Annotated in this window: 4 protein-coding genes and 1 tRNA gene; all 5 read right to left on the minus strand. The window is 55.4% G+C overall.

The genetic code is table 11. The features are described from left to right. Positions 1-3: 3 nt before the first annotated feature. Positions 4-1983 carry an exodeoxyribonuclease V subunit alpha gene (gene recD / locus Q3O59_RS10515; RefSeq protein ID WP_305945543.1) on the minus strand — a complete coding sequence of 660 codons (1980 nt, stop codon included), beginning with the start codon at positions 1981-1983 and terminating at the stop codon, positions 4-6. Next, on the minus strand, positions 1976-5740 hold the full coding sequence (recB, locus tag Q3O59_RS10520; RefSeq protein ID WP_305945544.1) for an exodeoxyribonuclease V subunit beta: 3765 nt from the start codon (positions 5738-5740) through the stop codon (positions 1976-1978). Before recB ends, recD begins: the two co-directional genes overlap by 8 nt. Then, positions 5737-9396 carry an exodeoxyribonuclease V subunit gamma gene (recC, locus tag Q3O59_RS10525; protein ID WP_305945545.1) on the minus strand — a complete coding sequence of 1220 codons (3660 nt, stop codon included), beginning with the start codon at positions 9394-9396 and terminating at the stop codon, positions 5737-5739. The genes recB and recC overlap by 4 nt, the downstream gene beginning before the upstream one ends. 126 nt (positions 9397-9522) lie before the next feature. Continuing rightward, the gene (locus tag Q3O59_RS10530) at positions 9523-12405 is read right to left on the minus strand and encodes a ligand-binding sensor domain-containing diguanylate cyclase (protein ID WP_305945546.1); all 2883 of its coding nucleotides are present in this window, start codon (positions 12403-12405) and stop codon (positions 9523-9525) included. Between the two features lie 270 nt (positions 12406-12675). Continuing rightward, a tRNA-Arg gene (locus tag Q3O59_RS10535) sits at positions 12676-12750 on the minus strand. Between the last annotated feature and the right edge of the window lie 43 nt (positions 12751-12793).

Genomic DNA, 12793 nt, shown 5'->3' on the forward strand with positions numbered 1-12793 from the left:
TTGTCAGAGCTCCTGTTCCTCACTGGCTACAAACAAACCACCCAACCGCTCAACCCGACGGGTTAACGCCGTCTGCCAGACCGCAGTATTGGGGATCACCAGGCTCAGTTGTTGCTTGGCCCGGGTAATGCCGGTGTAAATCAGTTCCTTAGAGAGAACCGGCGAATCACGGTCGGGTAAGATCATCACCGCATGGCGAAACTCCGAACCCTGAGATTTGTGCACCGTCATCGCATAGACGGTTTCCACCGCATCCAGCCGGCTGGGTAAAATCCAGCGAACGCCGGCGGGATTGGCCTCGGTGACAGGTGCCGGGAATACCACCCGCAGCCGTTGATCACTGGGATGCTTCAGCACAATGCCGATATCGCCATTGTTTAAATTCAGGCTGTAGTCGTTGCTGGTAACCATCACCGGCCGACCGTGGTACCAGGCACCACTTCCGCTGGCTGAGCCTGAACGCAGCAGCTGCTCCATCATCCGGTTCAACTGCTGCTGGCCCCAGGGGCCGGATCGAAGGGCAGTCAGCAGCTGGTAATCGGCATAGGTCGACAACACCCTGGCCGCCCAGGCATTGATGGCTTCTTCCTCCCCGACTTCCCCTTGATTGCACAGCGCTATAAAGCTTGCAAAGCCGCTGGCAAGTTCACGCCAAAATGCGCTGGCTTTCGGGTCGGCTGCCAGGGCTGGCATGGATTGGCCTGCCACAACCGCAAGTGAAGGTGCAGGCAGCAGCCTGATCTTGGTTAACGCCTGATTGGCCGCGTCGACATCGCAGGCATTCACAGCCAGTGCCAGATCGGCAATGGCGCCCTGAAAGCGCTCGGAGCCTTCCAGCATCACAATGTGATCGTGCAACCCTGGCGCAACGGAGGCAGCTGGCTCTGGGAGGGTTTCACCACTGGCAGCCATCAGCCACTGTCGATGCGCCGCTGAGTAATGGCGATATTTGGCGCCCTGGCATAAGGACGCCAAAATGGAACCGGCTTCCACCGGAGCCAGTTGATCTTTATCGCCGAGCAAAATCAACCGGGTGTGCGATCCAATTGCATCGAGCAGCGCATCGAACATTTCGGTATCGATCATCGATGCCTCGTCCACCACCACCACATCAAAAGGCAGTGGCATGGCACTGTTATGGCGGAAATAACGGCTGTTGCGCTGCGATCCCAACAGGCGATGCAAGGTGGAGGCCTTGCGGCTAAGCGCCGATTTCACCCGCAACAGCGCCGGGTTATCGGTATCGGCTAAGGCCGCATTAACCGACTCTTCCATCCGGGCCGCCGCTTTTCCGGTTGGCGCGGCCAGCGCGATCCGCAAGTGCTCATGAAAGGACAGCAAGGTCGCCAATACCCGCACCACCGTATAAGTTTTGCCGGTACCAGGACCGCCGGTAATGACACTGAAGTGCTGTTTCGCGGCATTGGCACAGGCCAAACGTTGCCAGCTGATGGCATCGTTTTTCGGCGCAATCAGCTGCGCGATAACAGCGCGAAGCGGCTCGGCAGGACCAGCCTGTTGCAGTTGTGCGGTCCGGTCGCCAAGCCATGTGGCAATGCGCTGCTCGTACTGCCAATAACGGCGCAAATACAACAGCTGACGCTGCGGATCCCAGACCAAAGGTTGCAAGGCATCGACTGCATCGGCACCTGCAACACAAAGCACCGAATCACAGCGGTTAAGCGCTGCCACCAACTGCGCCAGATCGGGCATCAAATCACGAAACTGCGTCTCAAACTCAGAGCTGCTGTCATCGATTCCCAGGGTTTTCACCGGATCGCGCAAAAGCTGCGGCAAGGACAAACAGGTATGACCGCGACCAACCTGATAGGACACCAAAGCACCCAGGGCCGCGATGGGCTCCAGAGTGCCTGCACCTTGCAACAAACTGCCAAGCTGAGCGTCGATGGCGCGCAACAGTCCTTGCTGTTGCCAAAGTTCGATGGTGTTTTTGGCTGCGAACAAGCGGCTGGCTTCAGGCATGGGCTTCTCCTTGTGCCAGGAACTCGTTTTCCAGGGCTTCAATCAGCTGCCGAGGTGGTCGGTCAATAAAAGCACCACGGCTGTCGGCATGATGGCCGCGCAAAAACAAATAGACGGCGCCACCGACATGGCGATCGTAGCAATAGGCCTCGCCCAGTCTGGCTTTGAGTAATTTGTGCAGCGCCAGGGTGTAGAGTACGTACTGCAAATCGTAGCGGCTGGCCAGAATTTTGCTGCGCATGGCGTCAAGGCTGTAATCGGTGTCGTGCTCCCCCAACCAGTTCGACTTGTAGTCCGCCACGTAGTATTTGCCGTGGTACTCGAACACCAGGTCAATAAAGCCTTTGAGCATGCCGTTCAGTCGGGTCGCGTCCAGCTTCGGCCGCGGATACGCCGGCTGAATGTGCTGGGCTATCAGCGCGTCCAGCCGTGTGGTGCTGACCTGGCGGGTTTCAAACCAAAACTCAGGCTCGGCTTTGTAGCTGGTCAAACCAGCCAGCGCAACACTGCCGCCTGAAGACTCCGCTGCGCCTGGCAACTCAAAACGAAGCTGCAAAAACTGCTGCAGCCAGCTATCGAGCGTGGCACGGTGCTCTTGCCAAAACGGACTTTGACAGGCTTTATCCAGCATGCTCGCTCGTACCTCTGGGTTTTGCGCAACCTCGGCAAAACCAAGTTCAGCCACCTCTTCCAGCAAAGTGTGCAAAAAGGTACCCGGCCCTGCTCCTTTGGGCAAATGATGAATGCGGCCAGCGCCGTTTTCTGTACGAATCACCTTGTCTGATGCCTGTTCGAACCCGGCTGGTACAGCATGATCATCAGCCACCACCGCTGGCACAGCATCATCCCGTGCTCCCTCAAGGGTGTTCATCTGCAGCGGGCTATCGGGTGTCAGCATCTCAGAGCCGTAACTGAGCGCACTGTAGCTGCTGACCGACCAGTAGCGCGCCTTAAAATCCCCGCTAAATACGCGGGCGGAAAGTGACTCCAGGGACCACACGCCAAGCTTCAGTTGCACCAACTCGGTCTCTTGCATCAAAGAAACCTCGGTATGAAGTACGCCAGCGGGCTGCCAACGCTGGCGCGCTTTTTCCAGCACATCGCTTTGCTTGTTGCTGATGCGTTCATCGCCATACAACAGATAAAACAGCGGGTTGTGCTCTGGATCGCCCAGCGCCTGCAAGGTAACAAAGGTAGCAAATTCGGCCCGGGTTAAAGCCACGTACATTTTACGCACATCCTCTGCCAGCATCTCCCGAAGAATGCAGGACTTTGCCTCTTCGTCACCGGCACTCCAGGCAACTTTTTTAACCCGCTCTCCTTGGGAGTTCAGCACATGGTAGCGCTGCGGGAACCGGTGCTCACTTAACCGATATTTTTGCTCCACGGTATAAGCAGCAAAAGGCATAAACACCAAAGGGTACTGCAAGCCTTTCGACTTGTGGTAGGTAATCACTTTCACCAGTGCTTCGTCGCTTTCAAGGCGCAATTGCAAGGCTTCGCTGTTGGTGCGCTTGCCACTGCTGCCATCCGGGCCAGCCGCAATGCGGTATTCCTGAACCTGCTGCGCAAAGTACGCTTCCAGGCTGGCGATGCCCTCATGCTTGATGCTCTCTTGCTGCAGCAATTCACAGATATGCAGGGCGTCCGCTAATTGACGCTCCCCCTGGCGCGCATCGGCCAGCAACCGCGCCGGCACCTGAAAATCATGCAATAAACCTTGCAGCGCCGCCAAAATGCCAAAACGCTGCCACAGTTCGTGGTAGCCCATAAAGCGCTCGACCGCGCCCTCCCACACCAACTCGTTTTCCTGATAGTCAATCAGACGGGCCAGCGGCTCGGCCAATAACGGCGTTGCCAGCGCACGCCGCACCCGGCTTGGATCCCGCGGCTGCGCGCAGGCCTGCACCAGCGCCAGCAAATCGTTGGCGACCGGCTGCGCATAGACAGAGTCACTTTCCGACAGATAGACACTTCGGATCCCACGTTTGCTAAGCTCGGACCGGATCAGTCGCGCTTCTTTGGCATTGGCCACCAGCACCGCAATATCTTTCGGAGCCACCGCAGTACGAGCATCCCCTTGATAAAAACCTGCTTTATCGCTGTTTAACAGCTGGGCAATCAGGTTGGCATGGTAGCGGGCTGCTGGTTTTTGGTAGGCCTCTTTATTGGCCGCAGGCTCTGGGGCCAGATGCCAGTGCAGCGCGGCAGTTTCGGTGCCATCCAGCCCTTTGAACACCTTATTTCGGCCATTGGCGGCAACTTCGACAAAGGGAATGTCGTCTTTGTACAAAAAAGCCCCGCGGCGGCTGTTGTCATCGGCACGACGAAACAGCGCATTGACCGCCGCCACCATGGGTTCACTGGAGCGGAAGTTTGTCGCCAGATTGTAATGCCTTCCCTCGGTGGCTTGGCGGGCTTTTAGGTAGGTAAAAATATCGGCGTTACGAAAGCTGTAAATGGCTTGCTTAGGATCGCCAATCAGGAAGATACCAGTCTCTGCATCATTGCGCTTTACCCGATAAATGGTATCGAAAATTTCATACTGCACCGGATCGGTGTCCTGAAACTCGTCCACCAGCGCCACCGGGTACTGTTCACGGATGCATTGCGCTAAAAACAGGCCATTGGGCCCCCGCAAGGCATCGCGCAGCCGGGTCAGCATGTCGTCGAAGCCCATGATGGCAGCTTGCTGTTTCAGCTCCTGAAAGCGGGCATAAATATAGCCACTGGCATGCTGCAGCAAGGCCGAGTCGGCCTGTTTTGCGATGGCATTGCTCCGCTCGACATCGGCGGCAAAATCCTGAAACACCACGGCACTGTCTGGCAGCTTGGTTTTGAATTTTTTGACTAGCTCATCGTACTGTAAGTATTTAGCATCTGAACTTTTCTCAATGGCAATGGCAATGGCGTCCGTACTCAGCCAGTGAGTCAGCGCCTGCGCTGCCGCTTTTCGGCCTTTGTTGCCGCTGTCTGGTAATTGCAAAATGGCATCCAACAGCTCCGAAGCAGTGCGATAACGGGCTTTTAGCGGTTGTATCTCAGCTTCGGCTTTGGCGCGCGCTTGCTGACGCGTTGCTGCTAACGGCTGGTAATCCCGGCTTGCCAGCAACTCGCCTTCCGGCGCCCGGCCTATTTTTTTGACCAGCTGCTCCGGGGTTTCGACCAGAGCGATGATGTCGTTGACCAGCTCAGGCTCCAAGCGGTAGATAAAGCGACGAAAATAATCTTCGGCGGCAGCGAGTTTGAGGGCATCTTCGTCGGTGTTGACCTCTTGTTCGAACAAGCTGCCACTGGCAAAGGCATGCTCGGTCAGCATTTTCTGACACCAGCCATTGATGGTGTGCACTGCCGACTCGTCCATCGACTCGGCGGCCAGCTCTAAACGCCGGGCCAGCCGACTCAGCTCAGCATCGCTGCAGCCAGCTTGCAGGTAATCGGCTTTGAGGTTCTGCAAAAAGGCATCCCCGGCGCTCGCCCCATGGTCCCGAAAGTAGCTCGCCGCTTCACTTAACCGGGCTCGGATCCGATCCGAAAGCTCAGCGGTAGCGGCCCGGGTAAAGGTCATCACCAGAATGTCTTTTGGCAACAGCTCCCGGGGAAAACACAACTCAGGGCCGCCATGTTGCAGCACCAGGCGCAGATACAAGGCGGCAATGGTGTAGGTTTTTCCAGTGCCGGCACTGGCCTCAATCAAGCGGCTGCCGCGCAGCGGAAAGTCCAGCGGGTTGGTCAACAGATTGGCTGCCGTACTCATGGCGCACCTCCCTGGCTGTCGTCCTGCTCAAGGGCTGGCAGCTCGCAGCACAGAGCCAGACCCTGCTCCAATCGAGTCATCGGGGCGTATAGAGTTTGCACTGCGGCCACAAAGGCGCTGTCATTTGGCAACAGCGAAAAATCCGGCTCGACCCGGGCTGCGTAGGGGTAACTCTGAGCCAGTTCATCCTGGCCATCCAACGCATTGAGCAGTCGCTCTGTTGCCTCAAGGCTTGCACCATCCGCGTCAAAGGCTGGCAGTTTTTTCCGGGCCAAGGTCAAGTTGCCATTTAACGCCTTCCAGTAAGTGTCGAGCCAGCTAACCGCCAATTCACCCACCACAGCGGATGGGTGCGACAACGACTGGGCATAAGCTGCCAGCAACTGTTCAAGTACCACTTTCGCCTGATCTGAGCTAACCGGAGGCAGACGGTGCAACTCGGCTTTATCCTTGTCTTTGCGGTACAACGCCATGGTGGTCACAACCCCCAACCGCGGATTTTGTCTGCGAACCGCACTGAGCAGCAAGTGCTTTAGGTAGGGCAAAAATCGATGTTTCGCCTCGGGTTTGCTGGCGGTCACCACCAACTGCAACACCTCACCGGCCGCATTGCTAAACAATTGAGTGGCACGCTCTTCAATCATCATCGGCATGGCTGTTGCTGTTCGAAACTCATAAAGCACCGCTTCATCGGCAATCGGCTGCCAGCCGGCCAATTGCGTTGACAGCTCCAGCAAGGGCGCGCTGACACGCTCCAGCGCTTGTTGCTGGATCCCTTCGCTGATGGTGCGGACCCCCAGAGCCCCTTCACGCTCCATCCGGGCAAAGATTGCGACAAAAGCAGGCTGCAAAGGCTGCAAATCGTCCAGCACCTCAAAAGTGCCCGCTTTTAACTGCGCACACAGCTGGGCAATGCCGCTTTGCAACAGTTCGCTGCTAAGCTGCCAGCGCTTAAGGCTATCCAGTGCAAAGGTTTCGCTGTCCCGGGTTTGCAGCTCGTTGCTGCCAAAGTAGGTGCCAAGGCGCTGGTTGAAAAAAGGCTGTGCCGGTTCCCGCAGAAAATTGACCAAAGTGCGCAGATTCAGCTGCAAACGCTGATCGTGCTCTGCGGTCCAGGGGGGCAGCTGTTGAGGCTCGGTTTCGCTGACACTTGGGGCGCGCGCAGCTTGCCACTCGCGGGCATAGGTAAAGAGACCGGTGCCGGCTGTCATGTAGTCCGGGTGAAAAGGCTGCAGTTTGTGCTCGGTTGTCAAAGCGGCCAGAAAGTCTTGCGGCGCCACTCCAGCCGGGCACCAGCCCTTGACCAGATGATCACGCAATTGCGCCACCAGCACTGACGGCGGCCACTCGCTGCCATCCTGAGCACTGCGCCCTACCCAGCTGATAGAAAACTTCTCGCGCGCTGACAACAAGGCCTCTAAAAACAGATAACGATCGTCATCGCGACGCGAGCGATCCCCGGGTCGGTATTGATGGCGCATCAGATCAAAGTCGATGGCCGATTGACGACGTGGGTAAGCGTCATCGCTCATGCCGAGCAGGTAAATCTGCTTAAAAGGAATCGCACGCATCGGCATCAGGGTCGCAAAATTGACCGAACCGGCTAAAAAACGCTGGTTTAAACTGGGCTGATCAATGCCTCCCAGCCAACTTTCCTTGAAGGTGGCCAGTGTTAGCGGTGCCTGAAAACCGCTTTCTTCCACCACGACCAGCAGCTCGACAAGCTGCGCATTCAAATGCCCCATAAGCGTTAAATCCGAGTCACTGGCCGGTTTAAATACCTGCGCCAACAGCGTCTCGGCGGCAGAGGCCCATTCGGTCAGGGCGTGCTCTTCGCTGGCAAAAGTCCACCACTGGTTCAGCAGCTGGATAAAAAGCCCAAGCTTTCCGGCAGCATCGGCAGAAAGGCCCGCCACCTCATGGTAGGGCTCAATGGCGTGCCAGCGCTCTTGGGCATCGTCCGTCGGTCGGCCCATGGCGTAGCCGAACACCATGCGCTCTAATGCAAACCACCAGCTGTTGGTCAGCTCCTGTTCGGGCATATCAAACTGGGCTCGATGCTGAGCGCAAAGGCCCCAGCGGGCGCCAGCTTCGTCCAGCCATTGCCGCAGTTGCAACACCTCTTGTTCGGACAAGTCGAATGCCTGTTGAATCGACGGAACACCTAGCAGGGACAACACATCGGCCTGGCTCAGCCGTGATTGCTCAATGGTCAGCAGTTGCTCCAAAGCCACCATCAGCGGCTGCACATGGCGTTGTCCCTGATCGGCGATGCTGTATGGAATACGGCGATGGTCGTCCAGCCGGCCGAAGACTGCATCAATGTGCGGGGCATAAGCGTTGACGTCAGGCACCATCACCATAACATCGCGCGGCTCAAGACTCGCGTCACGCTCAAAGGCAGCAAGCAGTTGATCGTGCAGGACTTCGACTTCACGCTGAATGCTGTGGCAACTATGAAACTGAATCGAGCAATCAGGCTGGCCGGATGCAGCGTCGACCTGCCATCGCGTTCTGGTTTCCTGCACCGGACGCAAATGCAGCACATCGTTTTGCAGCTGCTGCAGCCTGTTGTGCACCGGTGCTTCGTCGAAAATTTCGAACTTCATGGCGTCAAATGCGCCCTGCTTTTCCAGGGTTTCATCGTACAAGTCCAGCAGATGAATGTAGTCCCTGCCCTGTTTGCCCCAACTGGCCAACAGCGGATGCGCATGCAAATGCAGCACATCGTCCGGTGTCTCCTCAGGCATACCTGGCTTTACAGGATGCCGCTTGTTGCTTGCCTGCTTCAGTACTTCTTTTAGCGCTTCTTTGCCATCGACAATATTGGCCCAATAGTGTTGGCAGGGGTTGTGCACGCAAAGCACAATTTGCATGCAGCCTTTCAGCGCATCCAGCACTTCGAGCGTTTGCTGCGGCAGTGACGAAATACCAAAAATGACCAGCCGCCTGGGCAGCCCGGCAGGTGGCGCCGTCAAGGTTTTGGCTTTGGCAACAAAGCGCCGGTGCAGCTCCGCTCGGTTGGTCCAAACTAAATCGGCACCAATGTCCTGCACCAGAGCTTGCCATAATAGTGGCTGCCAACGACTATCCGAGGAAACCGGCTCGGTTTCAGAGCTTAAGATGGCACGGCCATCAGCCCAGTGCTCGAGCCAATCGGCCCGGTAGTTCTGATACTGATCGAACAAGTCGGCAATGCGGGCACTTAACTGAAAAAGTTTGCGTTCATTGAACTCGTCAGCAAACCCGGAAGCGCCGCTTCCTGTGGTTGCTAAATAGTTCTCCAGCACCCGAAATGCCTGACTGTCTGCATCTTGATGCTGAGCAATCAAACTGGGCAACAACCGCATGATGCGCCAGCTCAGGCGGTCTTTATCAAATGGCGAGGTTTTCGGAATGTCATCACCCAGGATGGTGCGGTAGGCTTTCCACACAAAACGCGCCGGCAAGGTCACATCCAGCATGGCGGCAATGCCTTGCGATTGAGCCAGGTGTATTTTCAGCCACTGGGCAATGCCATTGCTTTGCACCAGCACGGTTTCTTGTTCCAGTGGCGCTAGCGGATAGCTGGCCATAAACTGCACCGCCACTGCGGTTAAGTCTTCCAGACGATGACTGTGCGCCACCACAAAACCAGGAGTGAGATTCTTTGTCAACGCAAATTCCCTGTAAAAGCCAGGCTCAGTGCTGAGCTCGTTGTTGCTGCTGATTACCAGTGTTGCAGCGGGAAGCAACAGCTTAGCTGAATTGCCTGTCTGGTATCAAACCAATACCACGCTCATTTAATGCTTTGATGGCTCAGCCTGGGATGCCAGCACGATCCGATCGCGGCCAAGAGCCTTACCCTGATACAAGGCCATATCCGCTGCTTTCACCGCTTGCTCTAAGGCGTCAGCCTGGGTTGCTACCGGACTGATGCCAAAAGTGGCACTGAGTGGTGTCGTTAGCTCCGGTACATTCAACTGTTGCATGCCAACACGCAGCTCCTCCATAAGGTGAGCAGCTTGCTGCAGATCTGTTTGCGGCATTAACAACAAAAACTCCTCCCCTCCCCAACGCGCAATCAGGTCCTGACCGCGAAGCCGTTTCTTCAAAAAAGAAGCAAAAGTTTTTAGTGCCGCATCACCGATATGATGACCGTGGCAATCATTGATTTGTTTGAAATGATCGATGTCCATCAACACCAGCGTGAGCGGTGATGTTGTTCTGCATCGCTGTGCTTGTAACAGTGCCGCAGCGGCGTACAAAGCCCGCCTGTTCAGCAAACCGGTCAGGCTATCGGTATTCGATTGCAACTTAAGCTGCCGATTGACCTGTTCCAGCTCGGCAGTGCGCTGCGCGACAACCAGGTCAAGCGCTGCTGCTCTTTGTTCCAATCGCCTGGTATGCAAGCGGTGTAGACCAAACAGCAGCATGGCACTGAGTACACCCAGCAAGGCTATACCAGCTGGACGCTGCCAGAAAGGAATTGGAACATGCAATACCAATGGCTCAGTTCTGACCTCTTGACCACCGGCTCTGGCCATAATTTCCAGCCGATGTGTGCCAGGAGCAAGCTGGCTAAGAGTCAAAAGTGCATCCTGCCCCAAAGCATTCCACTCCTGCTGCCCTTGCCAACGAAAAAAGTACTGCACACGAAGATGAGGCTGGAAAGTCAGTAATTGAAATTGCAGCTGCAGCTCATCAACGCTCTTTGGCAATTGAATGCTGCCACTGCTTTGAGTAAGACTAAACAGCTGTCGGTTCAATCGCATGCTGGTCAGATGCAACTGCAGGTTGTCAGGCACCGGGGTCATATCATCTTGACTTAGCTGCCAAATACCTGTGCTGGTCGCTAGCTGCACCTTGTCACCCGACAATGCACGAAGCCCCTTAAGCTGAACACGGTTAAAGTCCAGGCCTCGCCGCCCAGCCATCAGATGCAGCTGGGTGCCATCGGGTTTGAAACTCAACACGCCATTACGGGTTAACACCCAAATAAAATGGTCGGTTCGGGTAATGCCAATCACCCGTTGGTCTGGCAAACCTTCGGCTTGGCCCAGCACCTTTGCTTCGGTTAGATCCTGACTCAGTCGGATTAAACCACGGTCACTACAGAGCCAGAGCACATCCTTCTCAGCCAGCATGCACTGAAAGTAGCCTGTGGCCAGCACACTGTCCGGTTGCCAGACTAAGGTCATGCTTTCCTGCTCCCCCAGATACAATCTGCCTTGACGGCTCAATAACCACAGTCGTTGCCGCGCATCGATCTGGATATCAACAATACCATCCTGTGCCTTGCCACCAGGCTGAAGCTGCACAGCTTGCCAATCCATGATGTGCTGTGTAGCAGCTTCGGCGGGGATTCGAATTACTCCCTCCTCCCATAGCCCAAGCCATAAAGCGCCATCGGCAGAGATGGCCATCCGTTCAATGTTCAAACGGTTGAGAGTAATGTTAAGAGGTACCGGCACAAAGTGGCGCCTATCATTCAGCCTGAACAGGCCTTTGTCTGTGGATGCCAGCGTATGCGGGCCAAACTCCACCACATCCCTGACATAAGCCACCGGATATTCAGCCATAAACATGAGTTCATGCCATTGACCATTTTTGAGTTGCAGCAAGGTTTGCTCCAAGGCCTGCCAGCGGGTGGAAGTTAAAGAAGACGGCCCCAGACGACGCGGTTTGTCTGAGCTAATAAATGCACTTAGGTCGGGCTTAACCGCACGCATCGGTGAGGGCATCAGCGGCAAAAGCCCACTATTACGGCTGCCTAACCAGATCTGGCCAAACTTATCACGCAAGATGTGCCTGACATCAATGGCTGGAAGCAGCAATTCACTTTGCAGTTCGGAGCCTGCTAACCACACCCTGAACATACCGTCGATGGAGCCAACCAACCAGCTGCCTGCTGATTCAGCAAGAATTGTATTCGGGTTACCAAAGCCAAAGAGTTGCAGACTCTCCGGCTTACTGATATCCAACAACGCCAAGTGTGCCCGCAGGCCAACGAGCAACAACTGATCGCTTACTTCAACAGTTCGGATCTCTTGCTGGTTAAACACTTCGTGCTGCAACCAGTCACTTTTTTCAACTGCTGCCGGGAACAACTGATACAAACCATTTGATGTCGCAACCCACAAAGTGCCATTGCCCTGCTCTGCCAAATGCCAGATCCGCTGCCCCGCTAAAGGCTGAAATGGCTCCGCATGCATGCTACCAGAGGCTAATTGATAGAGACCATGGGTGGTACCAATCCACAGTACCTCAGTCGAGCTTAGATGCAACGACTGGATCTGCGCATCCTCAGGGAGTGCTGTGACTTGCTGCCAGTTTTTACGCAGCTCATCCAGCCGCCACAGCCCGCTACCCCAGGTGCCAACCCAAAGTTGGTTTTGCGAATCGCTGATAACTTGGCTGTAGCTCGCACTCTGACTGAGCGCAGGCGGTGCAAAGCGCAGGTACTGCTGACCATCAAAGCGCAGCAAACCATCAAACTCCGCAGCCAGCCATTGAAAGTTTTGCTGATCCTGCGTCACCCCATAGACAACCGCAGGCATAGTCTCTGGCAGCTCCACCTTGGCCGCATGCAACTGGACCGCATGCCCGATGGTTGACCAAAAAACCAGGCCACAGACCAATACGGCCAAAAGCAGCAATAAAATCCGACTTGGGTATGAATGCAACTGCAGTTACCGATTTAAAATCATGGCATTAATGTATCTGAAGCACCACCGGTTTTCCAGATACGCGTGACTATGCTTACCACTATAGCTGTAAATACCAACAATGACCCAACTTCAATTCACTAACCACCACCGAGCTGAATTTGACCGGTGCTTTTTCGTGCAATCAAGGTACGCACCAGCCCAGCAGCTGGCTTCAAAAAAAATTTTGAGGTGGGATGGTCAGGTATTACCGACAAGAGACACTTGAATAAAGAAGGCAACAATTAATGGCTGCCCCAGCAGGAATCGAACCTGCAACTGCCCCTTAGGAGGGGGCCGTTATATCCATTTAACTATAGGGCAACAGCGCAGGATTCTAGCAGAAAATACATCCAGACCGAAAGGC

Source organism: Alkalimonas delamerensis (assembly GCF_030717955.1).
Taxonomy (GTDB): domain Bacteria; phylum Pseudomonadota; class Gammaproteobacteria; order Enterobacterales; family Alteromonadaceae; genus Alkalimonas; species Alkalimonas delamerensis.

Bases quoted from the DNA above. Each gene is read 5' to 3' on its own strand.
- recB (WP_305945544.1), bottom strand. From the start codon at position 5,740: ATGAGTACGGCAGCCAATCTGTTGACCAACCCGCTGGACTTTCCGCTG.
- recD (WP_305945543.1), bottom strand. From the start codon at position 1,983: ATGCCTGAAGCCAGCCGCTTGTTCGCAGCCAAAAACACCATCGAACTT.